Raw genomic sequence first — 25,039 nt, 5'->3', positions numbered from 1 at the left:
CCCCTTTTACTAAACTATTTTTCATAATAAACTAATATCTTTTTAAACATTTTAATTCTAATTAACTTAAACTAAGTTTCACCATTTATCATATTTCCTAAATAATTCATACTAATCTAAGCATGTTATTATTTCCATAAAAAATAATATAGATTTATTTGCATTATTTAAATTTAAACTATAATGATTCCAAGTTCCTTCTTTTCTACATTTAACAAGTCCACATTCACTTAAAATCTTCATGTGATGTGATAAGGTAGATTGAGATATATCGAAAAACTTCAATATTTCACAAGCACACTTTTCTCCACTTGATAACAAATCTATTATTTTTAATCTATTTGAATCTCCCAAAGCTTTAAAAACCCTTGAATTTATTTCAAACTTATCCTCCATATTTCTTCACTTCCTAATACTAAAACTTTTTATAACTATATTTCATTATAATTATATATCGACAATTGTCAATGTTATATATTTTGAACTTAGGGATAATCCTCAAAATATATTTATAGTTTTTATTTCATTTTTAAATCTCCAATTTAAAAACAACTAAAAAAGGTTGCAAAGTTAAATTAACTTATACAACCTTTTTATTTCTTCTTTTATGGATTTTTTAGAAAAAAGATTACTAGGAGTTATTATCTCTGACACATTATATAAACTGTTGTTTCCTTATTTATTGAATATAAATGAACTTGTCTTACTTGATTATGAAGCATTACCTATGGTGGTATTTACTTATTTTGTAGTTACATTTTTTATTATCTTCTATGCATAATTCCTTTAGAACTATTTAATAATACTTCTACATACTTCTTATTCATATAAGGTAAATTTATTTCCTCTGAATTTTCACTATAATAATCAATTACAATTTTGCCTATATTATTTTTTTCTTGTATGGGATTTGTATTAAAGCCTACAGCTTGTATGTCCTTCCCCTTAAGAATATGTATTGTTCTAAAGAATCCTCCTGTTACTGCACGAACTTTATTTTCCTTAATCTTAAGATTTATATTTCTTCCTTTTAAAATTGATGAAGGAATTGTTATAAGACTAATTATATTAATAAGCAATACCCATTTTACTTTTAATATTAAATAGGCTACTAAAGATATAATAAATACTATTAAAACTGGTTTTAGAATCATAAATATCTTTCCATGTCTTATTCCTTCTCCATCACCTTCTATGCTCCACTGAGGTATAAATTCTCTTATTATATTTTGAACTTCTTTGTCATTTCCTATGGGATACATTATTATCTGCTCTTTTCCTTCTCCAGAATAGCCTTTTATAACTACATTTATTTCATATCTTTTTAAAAGTTGTCTTAAAGGATTTGATTTTAATTTTATAAGCTTTATGCTATTTTCCTTAAAAGAAAATTCCTTTGTGCTAAAGAATCCATATTTTATTTTTATATTTTCTCCTTCTTTTAAAAGGGTAAAATTATAATATTTTATAAAATAATATACTGTAGCTATGGCTTTTAATATAATTAAAGCTACGATTAATCCAACTATTGCAAATATAATCCCTATTTTTGAAGCCTCATTTGCAATATACCCATTTATAACACTATCAACATACTCTGAATTTATAAATTTTTCAATCTTACCCCAAGCATTAAATATAAAAATAATAGCTATAAATAAATTAAAGCTTGTAAATCCATATAAAATTAAATCTTTATTGCTTATTTTCTTTTCTTTAATATTTACTTTTTCACTCTTATTTATATGTACCTTTTCACTCTCATTTATATTTTCCCTATTATTTAAAGTAATATCATAATCCTCTTTTAACTTTTCAACTTCAGAATCTAAAAAACTTTCTCTAAATATATTCTCCTTCAAGTCAAAGCCTTCATTTACTTCATTATTAAGCTCTTTATTAAATTCTTTGTTAGTTCCAAAGGCAAAACTCTTAAGCAAAGCTATATCTTCATCACTTAAGCTCATTTTAATATCTTCTTCTCCAACCTCTCTAGAGGGACTTTCAATTTTTACAATCTTATATCCTAAAATTCTCTCTATTAAATTTTGAGAAATATCCATAGATTTAAAGCTCTTCTTTGGAATTATTGTAGTATTTTTAGAAAAAACTCCCTTATGATAATGAGCTTCATCTCCTTTTAAAAGCATATACTCTTTCTTCCAACTAAGAATTGAAATTGCAATTCCTAAAAGTACTAAAACTATTATTAAGATGTAAACCCATTGTTTTAAAAATACTACAAATATAAGACCTAATCCAAAATCACTTATCATTCCCTTAACTATATTATAAAGTAGACTTCTTACACTATTTTTTATTTCCCTGTTATTAAGGCTCTCTTTTTCATAATTACATTGACTTATTTCTTTATTAGCTAATTTTTCATTCATAATTATGCCTAAAGCTCCTCTCTAACGTTTTCATTAATCTTAATCCTTAAAAACTCTCTAATCTTTTCAACTTCCTCTTTATCAAGATTAGGAATCTTATAGCTTCCCCCAGCAGTTCCTATCTTTACATCTGCCAAATTAAACTTTCTATTTACTGGCCCTTCACTTAAGTTTATATTCTGAATTCTAACTATAGGAATAGTTACACTTCTTTTGAAAAAAACTCCCTCAGTGAAGAATATCTCTTCCTCATCTATTCTGTAACTCCACTGTTTGTATTCAAAAAAAGGCTCAATATAAGCACTTAAAACTGTTATCCCTATAATTATAAAGCTTAAAATATTCACTATTCTCATGTGATTATTCAAAATATAATCAGCCCATTGGATATCCATCTTAGGTAAAACAAATATAATTCCTAAATAAATAATCACTAATACAATTAACCCTATTGTTCTCCCTAAAATCCATGACTTAATAGCTTTATTGCTTAGCTTTTTGTCCATTAGTCCATCCCCCATTCAAATTTTGTTAACTTTTCCTTAAAATATCATAATTAGTCTTATTAAGTCAATTTAAAACCTAAGAATTAAGCAAAGTTTAAGAAAGAATCTATTGTAATATAAAAAATCACTTTCCTAAGTATTTATATAGAAGCTTTTTTCTTCTATCTACCTAAGAAAGTGATTAAACTCTATCTTTTTGTCTTCTAAATATAAATATTAAATATAATATTGTGCTTGAGCACTATACATAGTTTCATACTCATTGCCTTTATCTTTTACAAGTTCATCATGAGTTCCATATTGAATAAGTTTTCCTTTTTGAAATACTGCTATGTTATCACAAAATCTACAGCTAGATAATCTGTGAGAAATATATATTGTTGTCTTTTTTCCTATAAGTTCATTAAACTTACTATATATTTCATACTCAGCTTTTGGATCTAAAGCTGCCGTTGGCTCATCAAGGATTACTATTGGTGCATTCTTATAAACTGCCCTAGCTATGGCTAATTTCTGAGCTTGTCCCCCAGAAAACTCTATTCCACCTTCATCAAAGTTTTTATATATAGGAGTATTTATTCCCTTTGGTAACTTTTCTAAGTCTTTTCCAAAGCCACTCTTTATTAGAACCTCTTCTATTTCCTCATCCTTAACCTTATTAAAATCATTTAAAGCTATATTTTCCTTAATTGAAAAGGACATTAGTTTAAAATCTTGAAATACTACTGATAGAAGTTTCATATATTCATCATAATCATATTCATTTATATTAACTCCATTTAATAGAATTTCCCCCTCTGTTGGCTCATAAAGTCTTGCTAAAAGCTTTATAAAAGTGGTTTTTCCAGCACCATTTAATCCAACTACTGATAATTTTTCACCCTCATTTATTTTTATTGAAACATTTTTTAAGGTGAATTCTTTACTTCTTGGATATTTAAAGGATACATTTTTAAACTCAATATTAACCTTTTCTAAATTTCCAATCTTCTTACCTTCTTTAGTGTGTTTAGATTCTATATTTTCAAACTCCATAAAAGCCTGAAGATATCTACACATTTGTCTTATAGTTACATAACTTCCAAAAAGATTAGATATGGATTTACTAAAATTTATGGCAGCATTTGTGTACATTGTAAAGTCACCAATTCCTATACTATTTATTAAAACTTTATAAGTTATATATCCATAAACTATAACCATTTGTAATTGTAATACTATTTCATTTAATCCCTCATACACACCTAATTTGCTAAACATCTTAATAAATGCATTGGTACTATTTATATTAAACTCATCTAATTTCTTTACAAATAAAGGGGCTACATTATAAAGTCTTATATCCTTACCTGCTGAAAAATCATTTATTGTATTAATATAATACCCAAACTCTCTATTTAGTGGAATTAAGGAATCAAAAAATTTATGCTGTAACCTTTGAGATTTCTTATACATAAATGAACTTAAAAGAACAATTAAAATTATTAGGGCTATAATAATCCAATCAAGAGTTAAAATAACTCCTATTAATCCAATTATTTTAAGTATTTCAGTTAATCCCTTAGATATATTGTAAGTAAGTTGCCAAATAGCTCCCTGATTTCTTATGGGAAATAAGGCTCTTTCCTTTAAGTTTAAAATCTCTGGATCTTCAATATTTTCAAAATCTAAGTCCATAACTTTCTTTCCTATAAGCAAATCAAAACCTGCTACTACCTCTTCGTTTTTAATATTACATTTTTTATCTAAAACTCTATTTATTAAGTTTAATACTCCATTACCTATTACAGTTAATAAAACTAACAAAATAAGAACCTTTATTCTTCTCGCTCCTAAAAGTTCATCTATAATATACTTTGGCATTATTATATTTAAGAAAGGAACTGCTGCTGCAAATAAAGATGAAAAGAATAATGTTGGTATATAGGTCTTTGATATTCCATGAGCTAACTTTAAAAAATGCTTTATTATATATAAATCACTTGTGTACTTTTCTTTATTCTCCATTATGCTAAAGCCCCACTTTCTTCTTTATAATATTGTGCTTGTATATTAAACATATCACTATACTTGCCATTTTTCTTTAATAATTCCTCATGAGTTCCATACTCAACAATTTCACCATTTTCAAAGAAAGCTATAACATCACAGAACTTTGTACTTGCAAGTCTATGAGATATATAAATTGCTGTTTTATCTCCAATTAGCTCGTCAAATCCCTTATAAATATTATATTCAGCTACAGCGTCTAAAGCTGAGGTTGGTTCATCTAAGATTACTATTTTTCCATTCTTATATAAGGCTCTAGCTAGGGCTAACTTTTGATTTTCTCCTCCTGATAATTCAACCCCTTCTCCATCTAAAATTTTTAAAAGAGAGGTATCTATTCCCTTTTGAAGAGAATTTATTTTATCTCCTACTCCAGCCTTTTCTATGCAATGTAAAACTTTTTCTCTATCAACATCTTCTAAATTCTCTAGAGAAACATTTTCTGCCACAGTAAATGCAAAGGTTTTAATATCTTGGAACACTACTGATAAGATTTTATAATATTCTTCCTTAGAAAAGTCTTTTATATTTACCCCATTTATTAAAATCTCTCCGCTTGTTGGCTCATAAAGTCTACATAAAAGTTTAACAAAGGTTGTTTTACCTGCTCCATTAATTCCAACAATAGCAAGTCTTTGCCCCTTTTTAATCTTTAATGAAAGATTTTTATAAATATATTTATCTGTTTTTGGATATTTAAATGATACATTTTTAAATTCTATTTCATAAGAACTATCAATAGGTATATCCCTAGTTTTTTCTTTATCTTCACTCTTAATTTCTAAAAACTCTCTCATATCATCTAAATACATATTTTGTGCCTTAATATGGGCTAAATCATCTAATATACCTTTCATCCAATCTCCAAAACCATTTATTGTTGAAAAATACATTGTGAAATCTCCTATGCCCATTCCAGTAAAAAGCACATTATATATTAAATATCCATAAACTACACATTCTCTTATTACAAGAAGTATTACATCAACAATCTTAACCTTTAATTGTTTTTCTTGGACATCATTAGATATATCTATTCTCTCTCCCCTAAATTTTTTAAATTTATCAATAAGTATATTTTTTAGGTCATATATTCTTATATCTTTACCATAAGCAAAATCATACATTGTATCAAATACATAGAAAGTTCTTCTATCCTTATCAGCCGCCTTTTCTTTTTGACTATACTCATACTTTTTAACCCTCATAGTTAAAGCATAGCTTATTAAAACATTTATTATTAAGAATAATAAAATCCACGGACTTAAAAATAATACTATAGATATATATCCTACAAAGGCAGTTAACCTTCCAAAGAGTCCTAAAAGTGTATGATATACTCCTTCAACCCCTGTATTATTGCTCATAACTGCATTCATAACACTTTTTATTTTATTTAAAACCTCAGGATCCTCAGTATTTTTAAAATCCATTTTCATTATTTTATCACTTATCATTGTTATATAATCAGTTCTAATCTTTGTAACCCTAGGACTATATGCACATCTAAGCCAAGCTATAGAATAATTCACAACTGAAGATAAAAGAAAAAATCCAATTAAAGTCATTAAAATTATTTCTATTCTTCTCTGTCCTAAAAGTTCATCAATCAAAAATTTTGGTAAAAAAATCCCTATAAAGGGTGCAATAGATGCCAAAATAGTATAAACACCACACTGCGCAAACAAAACCTTGTCCTGACTCCAAGCATATCCCATAATATACTTGAGATTACTTAAAAGAGTACCCTTTTTCTTATTACCCCTCATAAATTACATCTCCTAATTCCAATTAAACCCACTTATTTCTCATCTTTAGCTCTAATTTATTAAACTATATTTTTTAACCCTCTCCTTTACCCTATCTAAATTTATTTTTAATACCATAGCTATTCCATATAGATTAACTATAAACTTTAAAAATATTATTACTAAAAAAATAAAATAAAACCTATTTACATTATACACAATATACCAAAAACCCCATAAAAATTCATATTACTTTTTATAAAAAATTAATTTATTAAGCTAAAAACCCTTATAAAAAAGGCGTATATCAAAAAAACTTTTGATACACGCCTTTTAAAATTCTTATTCTATTTCATAAACTCTTGTGTAGCGTAATATGTATTTCCTATTTTATAAACTCCTACCCCAATAGAAGTAAAGTTAGGAGAAAGTATATTAGCTCTATGTCCTGATGAGTTCATCCAATTAGTCATAAATTGGTTAGCTATGTTTGAATCTCCTGAATATCCACCTAAATAAGCTATATTCTCTCCCCATGCATTATATGAAACTCCATCAGCTTTCATTTTAGCTGTTATTAATTGTCCATTTGGATCTTCATGTGAAAAATATTTTCTCACTCCCATATCCTCTGACTTAATACGAGCATATTTTTGCATAGTGTTACTATAACTTAAAGGTGCAACCCCTGCCTTAGCTCTTTCTTCATTAACCTTATTGAATATCATTTGTTCAATTTGAGCTATATAAGAACTACTATTATTTGATTGTTCTACTGGTTTCTCAACTTGATTTTCTACAGGCTTATTTTCTTGTTTTTGCACAGATTCCTTATTAGTTTCTTTCTCTACTTTATTATTTTCAACTGGCTTTTCTTCTTGTTTATCCTTTGAAGGATTTGCCTCTTCATTGTTACTTTGTGAAACTTCTTTATTTTCATTATTTGATTGAATAATCTCTAACTTTCCATTTTCATAATTAGATTCTACCTTTGCCTCTTCATCTTGTGGAGTATTTTTAACACTCTCTTCTTTTTTAGTAGTATCTGTTACTTTATCCTTAGAAAAATTCTTACTTATATTCTCAAAAACTTTAGTAAAAGGATTACTGCTTAAAATATTAGTTTCTTCCTTGGATTTCTCTCCTTGTTGTGCTTCTACCTTTTCTGAACTTTCATTTGAAACACTTTGGTTAGCTTGTACATTTTTATGAGATATATTATTACTATTAAAATATCTCACCCCAGCACCTCCAGAACATAATCCTAAAGATAATAATATAGAAATTAAAATTTTACTCATGTTTTTCCCTCCTAGTTATCCTTTGTTTTTCCTAATAAGTATAACTAAAATCCTTTTAGTATTTCTTTGTAGAGGCTATTACTACTTAAAAAATTTATTATATTTAAGTAAGAATACAACTTAAAAATCATTTAGCTATTAAATAAAAAAGTGTTCTATCTTAACTACCTCTATATGTATAAGTCATCTTGGCTTTTACATCTTCTTGTAACCTTTAAGATCAACACTTTTTTCTAACTTAGGAATGAATAAATTATAAAGTCTTGTCCATAGACTTTAAATGAATTATATATGAATATTTAATCGATCTCCAGTTTTTCTCCTAAAACTTCCCAATATTATTACTGGTTATACAGTAATAATAACTCTACAATAATAAATTATTCACCTCCCCCCTATTTTTCCCTATTAATTCCTATATAAATTATAAGGATATTTGTTCTTAATTTAGCTAATAATATTAATGGACCCTCTTACTCTTAAAAATTATAATTTCGACAGTTGTCGTCCTTTCAAAAGTTACATAAAAAGGAGTTATATCAATTTAAACTTATAAATAAAAATTATAAATTCTTAGTGAAATTCACTAACTCTCTAAATACATTTATAATTCTTATATCTAAGTTTTGATATAACTCCCTCTTTTTATTTTAAATTCCTTAACTAAATTCTAAATTTCAAATATATCTTTAATTCTAAATTAATCTAAAGCAAAACTTCACTTTAAAAAATAATCTATTTCTTTAATTTAAAATTACTTAAGTCTTCCTATAAAAATACTAATAAGTTAACTCTACTTAACTTCTATAGAAATTTCTTCTTCAAAGTACATGCTCTTAACCTTTATTTTGCAAAGTCCAGTTTGCCCTTGAGTTCTTACCCAGAAAGCTGTTATTCCACCAGAGATTCCAAACTTACTTGGTCCCATTATACTTAAAGGTCCATCTATTTCTACTTCAATAAAATCATTATTTAAGAAAAGAACCTCTCCTAAGTTATCTAAAAGTTTAACCACAATTCTAGTAGCATCATAACTTGTTTTATCTAATGAAAGTTCTAAATCATCTGGTGTAACTTCTAACTTATTCATGCTTCTAAGCTCACCTATTTCTTTTGAAGCAACCTCTTTATTATCTATAAAGCCTTTTATTATTAAAGAGTTTTCCTTATCTCCCCAACCTCCAGCTAATTTATAAACTAAAGACATTATTTTAAATACAGGTATATTTACTCTTTCACTAAATTCTTCAATATATTTAAAATCTTCTTCAGCTAAATTAGTTAAATTAGAATCTTTTAATTTATTTAATACAAAGTCTTTAATTTCTTTTTTTGCTTCTTCAGTAAGAGGTATTTCTGAATCCATAGATAAAATATGTGAAACCTCTATTGGTGGATGTGGTAAATTAGGGAACTTTTCTTTGTTAGGATAATAAGTATCTATATATATTCCATCTTTAAATATTTTAATATAATCACAGTTTGTAAGCACTGTAAATGGAAGTATTGCTCCTCCATCTCTTTCTCCCTTAGCCCCTAAAGTAATAGGCTCTAAAACAACACCATCTTCTACTTTCTTTTGGCTAGCATATGAATAAGCTGCATACTTAGGATTTCTGAACATATCAGAAACTCCATGGTAACAAATTTTATCTCCTGAACCAAAGGAACTATGTGTATTATAATCAAAAGCACACCATCCTATGGCTCCACTTATTTCATCTAAGCCAAAGGATTCATTAATAACTCTCAAATGTCTATAAGCATGTTCAACTTTTTTACACTCTTGATCAAAGCTTTTTGTTGGATACATATGCCCATTATACTCAGTTACTAAATAAGGAACTTTATCAGCTTGTCCTGTTACTTCACTTTGAGTTCTTAATACTTTTTCTCCCCCACTGTGTATAAAATCATTCATGGTATAAACATCTTCTAGGAAATCACTATTTTCTAAGTATCTAACCCCACCAGTTTGTCTAATAGGATCTAAACTCTTTGCCATAGCATTAGTTTTCACATAAAAATCATGACTATCTTGAGACTCATTTATTCTAACGCCCCATAAAACTATGGAAGGTCTATTGTAATCTCTTTTTATCATTTCCTCTACATTTTTAATAGATTCTGCCTGCCAAGCTTCATCACCTATATGTTGCCAACCAGGTATCTCTTCAAAAACTAATAATCCAATCTCATCACATTTTCTTAAGAAATGTACTGATTGTGGATAGTGAGATGTTCTAACTATATTAAGTCCTAATTCATATTTTAAAATCTCAGCATCCTTTTCTTGAACCCTTTGAGGCATAGCATATCCTACATATGGATAAGCCTGATGACGATTTAATCCAACAAGCTTTACTCTTCTTCCATTTAAATAGAAACCATCTTGTCTAAATTCAGCTTCTCTAAATCCAAAGGTATCTTTATATTCATCTATAACTTCTGAATCTTTTAATAACTTAACTTTTATTTCATAAAGATTAGGATTTTCTATATCCCATAACTTAACCATATTTAATTGGTCTATTTCTATATTTTTAATACTTGTTCCTTCTTCAATTGGTAACTTTGTACTTAAAGTTTCTTCAAAAGTATCATCACCAAACTCTACAACAATTTCTAAATCATCTCTATATTTTTCAAAATTATTTATTTCTATATCAAGTTCTAATCTTTTTTCTTCCTTTAAGCAATCATATGCCCTTGCATATAAATTATTTATAAATATAGGTTCAACTATTCTTAAGGAAACCTCTCTATATATTCCTCCATAGGTTAAATAATCAACAACATATCCATGAGGAGGTATATCAGGTCTTTCTGTGGAGTCAACAACAACCTTTAATACATTATCTTCATTAATTTTTAAAGCCTCAGTAATATCTATTGAAAAATTAGTGTAACCACCCTTATGTCCACCAACATGAATTCCATTTAAATATACCTCTGCAGCTATCATAACTCCTTCAAAATCTAAAAATACTTTTTTGCCTTTAATGCTATTATCAAACTTTAAAGTTTTAACATAAGTAGAAATAAACTGATATGATTTTTCATCAAAATAATTATATGGTAACTCTATATTTGTATGAGGTAAATCTACCCTTTCAAAATTACTAAAATCAAACTCATTTTTTAAATATTCATCTTTGTAATCATTTGCATAAAACCATTGATCATTGATATGAATTATTTTCCTCATAAATTCTCCTCCTAATTTTACGATTAATTCCATATAAATTTTAAGTTAATTATTACCATATATTAATTATACATGTTTTACTATGAACTTTCTTTTAACAAATTACAAACTTGAATAAAAACTAAAATTTTTCCAAAATAAAAACACTTTAACCACATTAAGATAATTCTTAACTTTAAGTTAAAGTGTCTTTATTTAATCATTTATTTAAACTTAAAATCTATTCTAATATTTTAAATTAAAATTTATACTAAATATAATATAAAAGGCTAATTTAATTTTCTTCTATTAATCTTTCTAATTTATCATTTAATAGATTTACCTTTAGACCTACACTATTTTCTTTTTCTTCTAGTTTTCTTATTAAATTTAAAACCTTATTTCTAAAATCTTCAATCTTATATAGGGAATCATTGATTTCTCCTTGAACTGAAAAATCACTAAATATATTGTCAAAGAAAATATCAAAGGTATAAGAAAATCCACTTATATTTAAGCCTTCATTAAATATAGAGGTATCTACATCCCCTAACTCCTTATTTAATCTATCTACTGAATAACTAAGCCTCTCCATATAAGTTTTAGCATCATCTATTCTATTATGTTTGATTGCTGAAGAAATCATTCCTCCTCCAACAATATCATATATTCCCCAATTCTTAGCACTCCTTAAGGATTTTAAGGTTTCTTCACTAATCATTAAGCAATTATTAGCTTCTCTTAAGGCTTCTGAAATTTCTGTCTTATTGCTTAGTAAGTCCTTTATTTCATTTTCTATTTCAATTATTTCATCTCTTATATTTAGATTAAACTTTTTAACTAACTCTCTCTTTTCACTTATAAGATCTTTATACTTACCTTCAATATTAATTAACTGCCCTAATCTGTTGTTATTTTCTTCTACATCATACCTTAACTTTTCCACCTTAAACTTAAAGTTATCATACTTAAGTTTTGCCTCTAAATACTCTCTTTCTTCTTTTTCTAGTTTTTCATCCTTATTTCTTAATATATTAGATATTAAATTAGAAAAAGATAAACTCTTTAACTTTTGAACATCCTTAAGCTCCTTATTTAACCTCTTTTCAAGCTCTCCTAATTCCTTCTCCTTACTATTCAATTCATTTTCAAGTGATAAATTTCTCTTTTCAAGAATTTCCTTTAAGGCTATATTTTCTCGACATTCTTTTATTTTTTCATTTAAATCTTTAAGCATAACTACTTTTAGGGTACATAAAAATAAATCTTATAAAAAATCTTCAGATAATATATTCATAAATTTTATATAAGACCTTTAATATGCCCCTTTTCACCTCCCTAAAATCTTATACATATATTTAATACATTTTCAAATAAACCCCTAATATACTTATATCTTAAATTTTACTTAGCTTAGTATTATAATTCTTTCTAATATATATTAAATTAAAATAATCAAACCCACATTATTTATATAAATTTCTTTAGTAAGCTTAATATTTAATTAAGGAACATTCAAACAAGCTATCTTTTTTATAATCACTCATATTAAATGGCAAATACATAATGAATATTCCTAATACAAAAATAAAATATGCAAAAATTGATGTTGTAATAATATTACTTTCAACATTTATAATATTAAGTATTTCATATCCATTTGGAGGATTTAAAAAGGCATAATTTGCATCAAATAAATAATTTGCTATAAAAGCACAAATTGCAAATATAAAAGAAAAAATAAGTGCCTGTTTTACATTCTTACTTTTCACTTTAAATTCCTCTATTAATATTAGATATAATGAAGCTATTAATAAAAAATAATGTCCTATAAAAAATGTATAGTAAGTTATATGTGGAAAAATATAAGAATTAGTTATAGGTATCATTAATGCTCCTATAGCTCCTATTGTTCCCCAAAAATAAGCTATTGATTTTGCAAAATCATTCTTCTTCCATATCAATCCTATTGCTGCCATAATTATTGCAATTCTACATGGATACAAAGGTAAACTTTCCTTCAAATAAAAATTAGGGAATCTAGAATACCATATTGCTAAAAAAATTTGAGTTGATAACAAAATAAGTGCTGTAGTTACTTCAAATGTTCTTCTATATTTCCACTTTTTTATTTTTTCTTTAAATATAATTGCTATAAATATGGTTATTACTACACATAAAATAATCTTAAAATGTAAAGATGAAAATAATGGGAAAGTATAATCATCTGTTTTTATCCTAAATATTTCATTGCTAAGCTCTAACAATCTATTCAAAGTATTCTCCCTACTCAAAAATATTATGCTGAGTAGTTTCCTCCTTTTTAACTTTATTCTTAAACCTATTCTAAAACTCTATAAATTTATATACCTTTTAGAATTTATACTCATATTCTTAATAATCCCTTATATAATCACATCCTTATTTAATAAACTTATTTTTTTTTATTATATTATCTATTTTATCATATAAAAAACAAATTATTTCTTAATTTATTCTTTAAAATATCTTCTTTATTATAAAAAATTAAAGCTACTAATTTTATTACTTAAATCATATGTGCATAAAATTAGTAGCTTTTTATTCCTATTATTTGCTTATTTTTAATATTATTTTTATTTATATACTTTATTAAATATTATCTTTTAAATAAAACTTACAATATATTTATTTAATAATTCTTTTAGAATTTTTATTAAATAATTAATTATTGTTCGTAAAAATTATAATATATTTATTTAATGCTCTTAAATTCAAAGCCTTTACTTTGTAAGTACTCTATTATTCTTGGTAAAGCCTTAACTGTTTCTTCTTTTCCATAAGTATCATGCATTAAAACTACTACATTGTCTGCATTAGGGCCTAAGCCTTCTACACTTTTCTTAGCAAATTCAACTAATTCATCTGCATTTTTCTTTTTCCCTTCTGCATCTCCATTTAAGGCATTCCAATCAATGTTTTGTATTCCCTCTTGAATCATTTTTTCCTTCATAGGTGTTCTATCTTGCCAAGACCAGTATCCACCTGGGAATCTAACTACTTTTGTTGAGAAATCTTCACCTAAGACTTCTTTCATTAAGTTTTCATTCTTATTTATATCTGACATTATGTTATTTACATTCATCTTTCTATTAGGATAAAGATATTTGTAATCGTGACTATATGTATGATTTCCTATAGCATGTCCATTTTTAACAATCTGCTTTAATAATTCTTTTGATTTATCTCCAGCACTTATAGAATTTCCTGTTACAAAGAAAGTTCCTTTTATATTATATTTATCTAAAATCTTTAAAACCTCTGGTGTATTAGTTGTTGATGGACCATCATCAAAAGTTAAATACGCTATCTTTTTACCATCTTTTCTAACTGGATATTGTAATGTCCCCTTTAAAAGACCATTAGTGTACTCTGATACAACTTTCCCATCCTCAGCATTTGGATCTTTATCAAAAGGTAAATACTCTAATTCATTTGTCTTTGCCTTATCTTTACCTTCTGTATTTTTTTCATCTGTTGTATCTTTAGCTTCTACAGCTTCTTTATTTTCTGTGGCCTCAACCTGCTTTTTGTTTAGTGAATTACATCCTACAAAAGATCCTAAACATATTAACACACTAAGAATAAGACCCATTTTCATTATTTTCTTCATATATTTATCCCCCGTATAATTGATTATCGCAAATTTATTATATAAAAATAAAAAATATAAAAAAATACAAAATAGAAACAAACAGTTTAAATTTTTTTTACTTTTTAATGTTATTTTAAAGAATAAAATATTTAAAATAAAAATTTAATACTCAATTAATATCTTAACATACTTTCCTAAAATAAATTAAATAAAAAATAAAAAGCCACTAATTTAAGCAGCTTTTTAGACGGTTGCCCATGCCATGTAATAGTCATCTTCATTATCCTTATTAAAATTGACCTTAACAACCTTATAAGAACTATCATTACAGCAACAAGTCATTTTATTACCATATTCATCATAGGTTCCTTTTTCGTAATATTCTTTTAAAGAAATAAAATCATATCCTAAGGAATGTACTATATCTTTTAAATTTTCTACTCCAGTTCCTCTTATACCTAGCTCCCTTATTACATCGCATTGACACTCTTTACATAGTGTCATGGCATACAAGTTTAGCTCATCATCATAAAGAACTAACTCTACAGTACCATATTTAGTTAATAAATTTTTAAGGTTTTCTTTAAACATAAAATTCTCCCCCTTAAGTATAAACATATCATTACATTTATATCCTATAAGTAAAGATTTCATACATTAATTAACTTATGTATCTTAAAATTTATTATACTCCTCTACATTTTCTCAATCAAACCTACATAGAAAGCTTAAATCAGTAAAATTAATCAATATTCTTATTCAAACTAATATTTGTTTACTTTTATACTAAAAATACAAATTTTCTTTTAATAACTCTTTTATTTACTTTAAAATTAAATATTTAAACATATTTATTTACTTTTATAATAAACTTTATTAATTTTCTTGGGTAATTTAAAGAATATTAAAACATATTTGCTTTTATACTTAATTTTCTAAATTTATATAGAATTTATTACACAAAAAACTTTAAATTATTTCTTCTTAAATAGTGCTTTTACCTCTCTTTTTACAACATCAAAGAAACTTAATGACTTAACTATACGATTTGCATCAACATATTTTCTAACAGTACGAAGTACTTTCTTTGTGTCTTTAGAAGAAAATGAATATGTACCATTTTTCTTAGTTTTAATTGCATATCGTGGAATCCACTTTCCTTTGAACATAACTGATGCAATTACATAGTCAACTTCTTCCCAAGGAATTTGAATGAACTTTCTATAATCATTAGAATTATAAAATTCAAATCCTTTATCACCAATCATTATTTGTCCATAATCAGCAAGACCTGAAAAAGATGTTGCATCAACTACTAAATCCACTTTTGTATTAAGTGATTGAACCATAGATCTACCTCTTTTCTAATTAAATATATAAACTTATTTTACTTAATTATTTCTTTTCAAAATAAATAGTTCTTATGAAAATTTTTTATAAACACTCTTTTAGCCTTTTTATTTTTAAGAAAAGCCTAGGCTAAGTAAAATATTATACTAACCTAGGCTAAATAAAAATATTACATTAATCCTATTACGTGGAAAACAATACCGATTGCGAATAAAGCAAGAATAATTACAATTGGAGATACTTTCTTCTTAAGTAACCACATACAAAGGAATGTTAATAATAATCCTGCAAGTCCAGGAATTAATGAATCTAAGTTTCCTTGTAATGTTGTAACTTTCTCAGCAGTTAAAGATAATCCAGCTGATTGTTGTAATAAGGCTTCCTTAATACCTTCTGCACCTGCTGGAAGGCTATTCCAATCAATATAAGCACCTGGGCTCAATTGAACTGTTGATACTACTGGAGCAAATTTAATAGATACCCATCTATTAACTAGTGATCCTAATATAAACATACCAAGTATAGATGCACCTTTTGTAATATCTTGTAATAAGTTTCCTGATAAGTCCTCTGTAATACGAGAACCAGCTTTATAACCAAATTCTTGTGTGTACCAAGTAAATGCCATACGGATAATATTCCAACCTAAGAAGAATATTATTGGTCCTAATATGTTACCAGCCATAGCAAGTGAAGCACCTAATGCTCCTAATATAGGTCTAACAGTAAACCAGAATACAGGGTCTCCGATACCTGCTAAAGATCCCATCATACCAACTTTAACCCCTTGAATAGTTACATCATCTACTTGAGCTCCATTTGCACGATCTTCTTCTAATGCTAATGTTACACCAATGATAGGTGAAGCTACATATGGGTGAGTGTTGAAGAATTCTAAGTGACGTGTTAATGCCGCTGATCTTTCTTCTTTAGTTTTGTATAATTTTTTGATTGCAGGAATTAATGAGAATGCCCAACCACCATTTTGCATTCTTTCATAGTTCCAAGATCCTTGAATGAAAGTTGAACGCCACCAAATAGAAAGACGATCTTTTTTTGTTAATTTTAAATTTTTCTCCATTTTCGTCTTCTCTCCCTTCTTAGTATCTATCGATAATATCGCCTACTGGATCTCCTATGTTTGATCCACCATTACCTGAGCCACCTTTTTTGCTAAGTGCTAAGTAAATAAGAGCTAAAGCTACACCAATTGCACCTAATCCTATAAGTGTAAGTTGAGAAATAGTTGCTAATACAAAACCGATTGCAAAGAATGGCCATACTTCTTTTGTTGCCATCATGTTAATTACCATTGCGTAACCAACAGCTACTACCATTCCACCACCTACTGCTAAACCATCTGTTAACCAAGCAGGCATAGAAGCAAGTAATGCGCTTATTGGACCAGCACCTATTAATAAAATTAATGCAGCTGGTAATGCTATACGTACACCTTGCATAAGAATAGCAATGAAATGCCACATTTCAACTTTTCTTATATTACCTTCTTTAGCAGCAGCATCCATAAGGTGTACAAATGCTGTAGCTATTGTACGACAAATAATTGTTAATAATAATCCAGCAACAGCTAGTGGAATTGCTATAGCGATAGCTGAAGATATTCCCGCTTGCCCTTCTCCACTAAGAACTAAGATAATTGCAGCTGCAACAGATGCTAATGCTGCGTCTGGTGCTACGGCAGCACCTATGTTTGCCCAACCTAAAGCGATCATTTGAAGACTACCGCCTAGGATTAAACATGGTATTAAATTACCTGTAACTAAACCTATTAAAGTACAAGCAACTAATGGTTGATGAAATTGGAATTCGTCTAGGATCCCTCCCATACCAGCTAAGAATGCAATAATAATAACTAATATTATTTGAATTATATTTAAATCCACTGTTATTAATCCTCCTTTTCATTAAAATAACTTATTTATATTAAATCAAATTATTTTAATTTATTTAATTCCTCTTGTGCTTTTTTAAGAATTTCATCCATATTTCCTTTTGTATCATTTGGAACTTTACGAACATCAAAATCTAATCCAGCTTCTTTAAGTTTATTAAAAGTGTCAATATCTTCTTGATTAAAAGCAAGTACTTTATTTGGTTGAACCTTACCTGGAGAGTGAGCCATAGAACCAACATTAACTGTCTTTATAGGTACTCCTCCCTCTACTGCTCTAAGTACATCTTCTGGGTTTTCAAAAAGAAGTAATGCACGCTGTCCTCCAAAGTGTTGATCATCTTTTGCAAGCTTAATCATTTGACTAACTGGAACAGTATGCGCTTTAACTCCAGGAGGAGCTGCTTGTTGAATCAATTTCTTACGAAGTTCATCTTTAGCTACATCGTCTGATACAACAATAATTCTTGTTGGTTTTACAGTTTTTGTCCAAGCAGTTGCTACTTGACCATGAAGTAAACGTGAATCAATACGTGCCAAAACGTATTCAAAAGAGCCAGGCGCACCTACATTGTTAGATTGTTGAGCAGAATCTGTAGTAGCTTTAGTAGATTCTTCAGGTTCTAATGATTCAGGCTTAACTTTAACTCCTTCTCTAGCTGACTTTAGAATATTAGCAGCAATTTCTTGTGCTGATTCCATTGAGAAACGAGAAGCATAAGCTTCAATAACCATTGGTAAATTCATACCAGCTACGATTGCCCATTTGTCTTTATGTTCTTCAACTAGGCTATCTGCTTGGTTAAATGGTGTTCCACCCCATAGATCAACTAAGAATAAAACCTCATCTTGATTATCAAAGGAAGCGATTGCTTCTTTCATTTTTGCTCTAATATCATCAGGTCCTTCACTCGGCATTAATGTAACAGCTTTTACATTTTCCTGTTCTCCAAAAATCATTGAGCCAGATTGTAATATGCCTTTAGCAAATTCCCCATGACTAGCAAGAATAATTCCTACCATATGTATACCTCCTATTTTTTTATTCTTTAAGACAAATTTTTCACTTTATCTTACGTTAATTTTACAATTTTTACATCAGTTTTACAAGCCTTATGTAAATTTTAAACATATATATATTTTGCAAAAATACAAATTCTATTAAATAAATAATACCTCTTTAAGCAAGTATTTATCTATATAAAGGACATTTTTCTTATTTACAGCAATACCTTAAACCATTTTAAAAAATTTTCAAAAAATTCAAACTTTATTTTGACAAATTATAAAAGAAGTACACCTATTAATTATACTTCTTCTATATTTTTTCTATTCATTTTACATTTTTTCTATTTTAATCTTTCAATCAAAAATCTAACCACTGCATCATCATTATTATTGCCAATAATCCCCGTAGCTATGGCCTTTAACCCAGCTGAAGCATTTTCTAAAGCATAACATTCATCTGCAATTTCAAACATAGGAACATCATTTTCTCCATCACCAAAAGTTATAACTTTACTATGTTCTACATAATCCGCCAAAAATTTTATTCCATTAGCTTTTGAAGCCTCCTCATTATATACATCTAAGAAAAAAGCTCCTTCGTTATATATATCTTTATAACAATTACCAGTAACACCTTTTACTTTCAGTATCTTCTCAAATAATTCATGAGCTATAAGTTTATTATCTTCAAAAAACACAAAATTTATTATTTGATTATCATCTAAAATATCTAAATAATTTTCAACTTTTTTAAAAGACTTAAGTTTTTTATTGCATCTTTCCTCATAATATTCTCTCTCAAAATCATAAGTAAAATCTTTATGATAAACCCATAGATAATCATCTTTTATCCCATAAAGAAAGAATGTTTTGTTATATTCTTGAAGTATTTTGATAATCTCTTTGACACTTTCTTTGTCTATTTCTTTAACATCTATATATTTTTTCTTTTCAATATCAAAAATTATAACTCCATTCATAAGAACAACAGGTGTTTTTATATCTATTCCATCTAAAATATCTGAAACAGTAGCTGGACTTCTAGCTGTTGCAATTGCAAAATTAATCCCTGTGCTTATAAGTCTATTTAATTCCTTTTTAGAATAATCTGATATAACTTGATCCTTATTTAGTAAAGTTCCGTCTAAATCTGAAACAAATAACTCCATTTAATACCTCTTTCTCTAATGTCCTAAACATTAATTACCTTTTTTTATCTAATATACAATATATCTAAATATTATTCAAAGGAGTATATGAAAAGCCATTTATTAAAATAATTATCTTTAAATAAATGACTTTTGAAAACTTCTATTTATTTTATTTTCTTATTTAATGATGTTTCTATTATTAAATCTATAAATTTTGAATATGATATTCCTCTAGATTCTGCACTTTGTGGAAATAAACTTGTAGCTGTCATACCAGGTAATGTATTTACTTCTAGTATATATGGAACTCCTTCTTCTGAAATTATCATATCCACTCTAGCATAAACTTCACATTTTAATACTTCAAAAGTTTTTAAAGCCATTTCCTTAACTTCATCATATAAAGATTTTTCTAACTGAACTGGTAAATGTTCTGCTCCATTAGCTGCATACTTTTGCTTATAATCATAAAAATCTGCTTTGCTCTTTATTTCAAGAATAGGGAAAAGCTCTCCATTAAATATAGGACAAGTAATTTCTCTTCCTTTTACAAAGGATTCAATTATTACTTCTTCATAATATTTTAATCCTTCCATAACAGAATTTTTTATATCTTCTTTTTTATAAACCTTAAAAGTAGCCACACTCGATCCTCCATTATTAGGTTTAACAAAAACTGGATAGCCAATTTCCTCAATCTTGTCATAATCTATTTCCTCTATAGACTTCACAGTTATCCATTTTGCTGTTCTTATGTTTTCAGCTTTTAAAACCTTCTTACTTAGATTTTTATCCATACATAAAGAACTACTTAAAGCTCCACATCCTGAATATGGTATATCCATTATATCTAAGAAAGCTTGAACTGTTCCATCCTCCCCAAATTTACCATGTAGTGCTAGTAAAGCAAAATCTAACCCTTTAACTTTTTCTAAGATATCTCTTTTATTATTTATAATTATTTTACTAACTTCATACTTTTCTTTATCTATATGATTAAAAATTGATTCTCCACTTGCTAAAGAAACTTCTCTCTCTGAAGAAATTCCTCCCATTATTATTCCAACCTTCATATTATTGTCCTCCAACTATAATTATTATAAGTAAATCCAAATTTAACTCTATAATATTATTATAGAATTTTTGCATATAAAGGTAAGAACCACATAGGCTTTAATTTTATATAATGTTGGTCTAATAAAAAATGATATTAGATAGAATATAAAATATTTAAATCTATCTAATATCATTTATAATTAATTATTTAGTTTATCTATCTAGCTGTTCTTACTGTTATTGTATCTCTTTTTGAAATTTCTCCATTAGAATACTTAGCAGCAACTTTAAAGTTATAAATTGTATGTCTGTTTAACTTTCCAACTGTAAATTCAGTTTGATCTGCTGAAACTTCTCCAACTTTCTTGTTATCCTTATAGATTATATATCCATCTAATCCATAAGTATTTTCTGGTGAATCCCAAGCAAGACTTACACTCTTCTTTTGAACATCTACTGTTCTTAAGTTAGTAGGTGCTTCACTTTCTATTTTCATTTCTATTTCTCCAAAACCTGAATATGGAACTTCAATTCTTCTAGCCTTCTTGCCTTCTGATTTAACTTCTAATGTTAGTACTCCACCCTCTGGATTAATAGATATTCTATCTAAAATAGCTGTATCTCCCCCTTTGGCTACTGGAACACTAACCTTCTCTGGGAATATTGAATCCTTGTCATTAAATATGCTTACAATATCTCCAGCTTCTAAATCATTTATTTTTAAAGTACCATAATTATGATTTTCTCCATTCATTCCTGGTGCCTTGTAAGGAGTTAATTCAAATCTTTCTGGAACCTTTGAATATTCCCAATTTTCTCCTTCAAAAGCAGCACTCATTCTTAAACTTTCTCTCTTACCTTCTTCAACTGTTCCATAGTAAACTCTTCCACCATCTTCACCAAAATCTAATCCTTCAAATTTAGCTTCTCCATTAGAGTCTATAGTAGCTGTAGCAAAAGGAGTTTCAGCATTTAATCCCTTATAAAGATTAACAGTTTGTCCTTCTTTACCTCTTGTAAATAATACAGAGTCATTAGCCCCTTTATTATTTTTAGCATTTACAAATCTCATTGGAATCTCAGTTGTTTGATCTTTAAATGTTTCCTCATATAATTGGAACTCGTATATTCTTATAGCTGCCCAAGGTGAACTTCCTGAATTATCAATTCTAAGTCTTAAATGTTGTGCAACTATTGGATTTTCTAGATTTCTATCAGTAATAGCATCCTCATTTCCAGTTACAACATCAACCTCTTGATAAGTTTGTCCTCCATCATATGAAACTTCTAAAGCAAAATCTTTTGTATTCATATCTTTTGCTTCTCCACCAGCTTCAGCATGTTTAACAACCCATCTTTGAATATTTTTTGGCTCTCCTAAGTCAATTGTTAACCAACCATCCTTAGCTCCAGCGGCACACCACTTACTATTATTATCTACTTTTCCATCAACGGCTTTAAGACCTGGTTCTGCAGCACCTTCTGCACTAGTTTGAACTGATTTATATAAGGCAAGGTTTTCATAAACCTTTTTATCTGGAATTTGTGTAGCATCATGAGGAATTCCCCAATTAAATGTTACTCTCTTTCCTTCTCCTCTATTATAATTTACATCTACAGGAACTACTTCAATGTCAAACTCCATTTCTTCTCCATATCTCTCAAACTCTTGAACATAGTAAGCATCATTTGGAGTTGCTCCCATAAGCTCTCTAGATCCGTCTGGCTTAATTCTATATATTTCATAGAATGCTAAATCATCTTCATTTCCTGATTCTAATCCATTCCAGTAAATTCTAGCCTCTGCACTATTTGAATTATGAACCATTGTTTCTTCTAAAATAACATCACTATTTTTTAACCCTTTATTATTTTCAGCAGTTTCTTCTATGGAGATTTGTCCTACATTTATCTTAAAGTTTTCAACATCTTGACCACTTTCAAACTTTAATGATATTGCAGAAATTGTTTTTCCAACATGGTCACCTAAAGGTATTTTAACCTCTGTCCATTCTCCATTACTATTTTTATTTACATCAAAGAATGTAAAGTTTTCTTCATCATAATTTTCTCCAAAACATAATCCTACTTTCATGTTTGGAGCTGATTCTGTTTTATAAACAATTGATAATTCTGTTGAGTTATTCTCTATATTTAAATCAGTGCTGTATAACTTAATGTGGTTTGGATTTGCAGCCTCTAACTTACCTTCAACCTTTAATGAACTTCCTCCATTGTATGCAGTTTTAAAGTCAAAATCTGGAGTAAGTTTTGAACCATTTGATTCAACTATCCATCTCCAAGTTGGTAAATATTCTTGCATTGCTCTATTGTTCCACTCTTCATCCCTTGAAAGTGAACCATCTATATAATAATCTTCCCCATGTCCTAAATTAAAGTTTGTCACAAATGGTAAATCATTTATTGCTGATCTATCTGGAACATAGTTAGCTAATCCTGTCCAATCTTGCTCTGTATCTGATTTTGATGGGTCTCCTGTTGGTCCTACCCAGAATTTTTGATCATGTTTATAGAAATCATAAACATCCTTAGCCATTGAGAATGTTGAGTTTGGAGTATACATAGCTAAAGAAAGTCTAAGCTTTCCATTCTCATCTAATAAGTAATCATCATTAAATGGAGTATTATATGCATTTTGTTGAACATCTAATCCTGCATAAACATCAAAAGGACTTCTTCCTAATGATTTAGCAGTATTAACTGTAGTCTCTATTTTTTCTGGAGTCCAATTATAATTTAAAAAGAATTCGTCAGTTGTTCTATTTTCTCCATTTTGGAAGAAAGCAGCATTCTTATCATTTAAAGCATCTTGCCACTTAACATTTCCATCAACAGTCATAGAATCATACCAACCTATAACCATATTTGGAGCTTTCTTTTTGATATACTCAAGCATTTCTACCATTCTATCTGCATCATCTTTTACACAGCCATAGGATTCTTGGTTAAAGAAATATCCATCAAATCCATAATATTCAGCTATTTCAATCATTTTGTCTGCAACTGGGAAGTTTCCATTCTTATCTTTTTGAAGGAATGCTCTTACTTGTTCAACATACCCTTCTCCTGGCCCCCATGGAAATCCTATTGTAGCTAAAACTGGAACACCATTTTTATGTGCATTATCAACTACATCTGGTGTTGGAAGTGCAAATATTCCTCTACTTGATCCTCCCCAATAAACATATGAATTTACATACTGCCAATATGAAAACACATAAGCATCCATTGAATCACTACCTTGTGATGGTGCTCTATCAACATATGGATTAGTTAAAGCAACATTCATTATTTTAGCTTCTGGATTAGCATTTTCATTTACAATGTCTCCCATAAACCTATCTTGAAGCTCAATGCTTGCTCTATTATACTTAGCATCTGGATCACTTTCCGGTGTCCAATTTAATAAAGTTTCAATGCTATAAACTTCTCCTAATGGTGCTAATGATTCTTTTTGATCATATGGCACATTTGGTGAAGCCTTAACTTCTAATCCTCTAAAACTAATTAATGATGTTGTTACTGATGCCATGCACAAAACCGCTAGCAAACGTTTACTCATAATGCCTCTTTTTCTCATTTCCCTTTTCCCCCTAAAATCTAGTGTTAATTTTATGACTTTATATTTATATTCGGTAAAATCATATAATATGACAAAAAAATAAAACTTTTTTTAGAAAAATTTTATTTTTTCAAATTCATTCCCTCTTTATTGGAAAATAT

The 25,039-nt window shown here is 27.9% G+C and carries 18 protein-coding genes; all 18 read right to left on the bottom strand.

Annotated features, from left to right (window positions below; genetic code table 11):
• Positions 1–111: 111 nt before the first annotated feature.
• Positions 112–396: an ArsR/SmtB family transcription factor gene (locus CPF_RS04125; RefSeq protein WP_003449190.1), complete on the bottom strand. Its 285-nt coding sequence runs from the start codon at positions 394–396 to the stop codon at positions 112–114.
• A 368-nt stretch (positions 397–764) separates the two neighbouring features.
• On the bottom strand, positions 765–2,393 hold the full coding sequence (locus CPF_RS04120; protein ID WP_011590392.1) for a PH domain-containing protein: 1,629 nt from the start codon (positions 2,391–2,393) through the stop codon (positions 765–767).
• 8 nt (positions 2,394–2,401) lie between these two features.
• Positions 2,402–2,899 (bottom strand): PH domain-containing protein, encoded by a 498-nt coding sequence (locus CPF_RS04115; RefSeq protein WP_003455803.1) that lies wholly within the window; start codon positions 2,897–2,899, stop codon positions 2,402–2,404.
• A 216-nt stretch (positions 2,900–3,115) separates the two neighbouring features.
• Positions 3,116–4,906 carry an ABC transporter ATP-binding protein gene (locus tag CPF_RS04110; protein ID WP_003455695.1) on the bottom strand — a complete coding sequence of 597 codons (1,791 nt, stop codon included), beginning with the start codon at positions 4,904–4,906 and terminating at the stop codon, positions 3,116–3,118.
• Entirely contained in the window at positions 4,906–6,717 is a 1,812-nt protein-coding gene (locus tag CPF_RS04105) for an ABC transporter ATP-binding protein (protein ID WP_003455858.1), read from the bottom strand. The genes CPF_RS04110 and CPF_RS04105 overlap by 1 nt, the downstream gene beginning before the upstream one ends.
• A 326-nt stretch (positions 6,718–7,043) precedes the next feature.
• Positions 7,044–7,997, bottom strand: a complete 954-nt coding sequence (locus CPF_RS04100; protein WP_003455787.1) for a CAP domain-containing protein — start codon at positions 7,995–7,997, stop codon at positions 7,044–7,046.
• A 793-nt stretch (positions 7,998–8,790) separates the two neighbouring features.
• On the bottom strand, positions 8,791–11,205 hold the full coding sequence (locus CPF_RS04095) for a glycoside hydrolase family 2 protein (protein WP_004456165.1): 2,415 nt from the start codon (positions 11,203–11,205) through the stop codon (positions 8,791–8,793).
• A 274-nt stretch (positions 11,206–11,479) separates the two neighbouring features.
• The gene (locus CPF_RS04090; RefSeq protein ID WP_011590390.1) at positions 11,480–12,421 is read right to left on the bottom strand and encodes a hypothetical protein; all 942 of its coding nucleotides are present in this window, start codon (positions 12,419–12,421) and stop codon (positions 11,480–11,482) included.
• A 256-nt stretch (positions 12,422–12,677) separates the two neighbouring features.
• Complete coding sequence (locus CPF_RS04085; protein ID WP_011590389.1) at positions 12,678–13,460, bottom strand: YwaF family protein; 783 nt, start codon at positions 13,458–13,460, stop codon at positions 12,678–12,680.
• A 458-nt stretch (positions 13,461–13,918) separates the two neighbouring features.
• Positions 13,919–14,836, bottom strand: a complete 918-nt coding sequence (locus CPF_RS04080; protein ID WP_003455717.1) for a polysaccharide deacetylase family protein — start codon at positions 14,834–14,836, stop codon at positions 13,919–13,921.
• Between the two features lie 225 nt (positions 14,837–15,061).
• A complete protein-coding gene (locus CPF_RS04075; protein ID WP_011590388.1) occupies positions 15,062–15,409 on the bottom strand; it encodes a hypothetical protein in 348 nt (115 codons plus the stop codon).
• Positions 15,410–15,792: 383 nt separating this feature from the next.
• Complete coding sequence (locus CPF_RS04070) at positions 15,793–16,167, bottom strand: DUF956 family protein (RefSeq protein WP_003449204.1); 375 nt, start codon at positions 16,165–16,167, stop codon at positions 15,793–15,795.
• 170 nt (positions 16,168–16,337) lie between these two features.
• The gene (locus CPF_RS04065; RefSeq protein WP_011590387.1) at positions 16,338–17,249 is read right to left on the bottom strand and encodes a PTS system mannose/fructose/sorbose family transporter subunit IID; all 912 of its coding nucleotides are present in this window, start codon (positions 17,247–17,249) and stop codon (positions 16,338–16,340) included.
• A gap of 19 nt (positions 17,250–17,268) precedes the next feature.
• On the bottom strand, positions 17,269–18,072 hold the full coding sequence (locus CPF_RS04060) for a PTS mannose/fructose/sorbose transporter subunit IIC (RefSeq protein ID WP_003455721.1): 804 nt from the start codon (positions 18,070–18,072) through the stop codon (positions 17,269–17,271).
• Positions 18,073–18,122: 50 nt separating this feature from the next.
• Entirely contained in the window at positions 18,123–19,103 is a 981-nt protein-coding gene (locus tag CPF_RS04055) for a mannose/fructose/sorbose PTS transporter subunit IIA (RefSeq protein ID WP_003455841.1), read from the bottom strand.
• Positions 19,104–19,429: 326 nt separating this feature from the next.
• Positions 19,430–20,257: a Cof-type HAD-IIB family hydrolase gene (locus tag CPF_RS04050; protein WP_004456191.1), complete on the bottom strand. Its 828-nt coding sequence runs from the start codon at positions 20,255–20,257 to the stop codon at positions 19,430–19,432.
• A gap of 146 nt (positions 20,258–20,403) precedes the next feature.
• Positions 20,404–21,312 (bottom strand): D-alanine--D-alanine ligase, encoded by a 909-nt coding sequence (locus CPF_RS04045; RefSeq protein WP_011590386.1) that lies wholly within the window; start codon positions 21,310–21,312, stop codon positions 20,404–20,406.
• A 200-nt stretch (positions 21,313–21,512) separates the two neighbouring features.
• Positions 21,513–24,896, bottom strand: a complete 3,384-nt coding sequence (locus CPF_RS04040) for an endo-beta-N-acetylglucosaminidase (protein WP_011590385.1) — start codon at positions 24,894–24,896, stop codon at positions 21,513–21,515.
• Positions 24,897–25,039 lie beyond the last annotated feature (143 nt).

This window comes from Clostridium perfringens ATCC 13124, assembly GCF_000013285.1.
Classification (GTDB): domain Bacteria; phylum Bacillota; class Clostridia; order Clostridiales; family Clostridiaceae; genus Sarcina; species Sarcina perfringens.
Note: the sequence above shows the minus strand (reverse complement) of the source record. Positions and strands in the feature narration are given on the sequence as shown.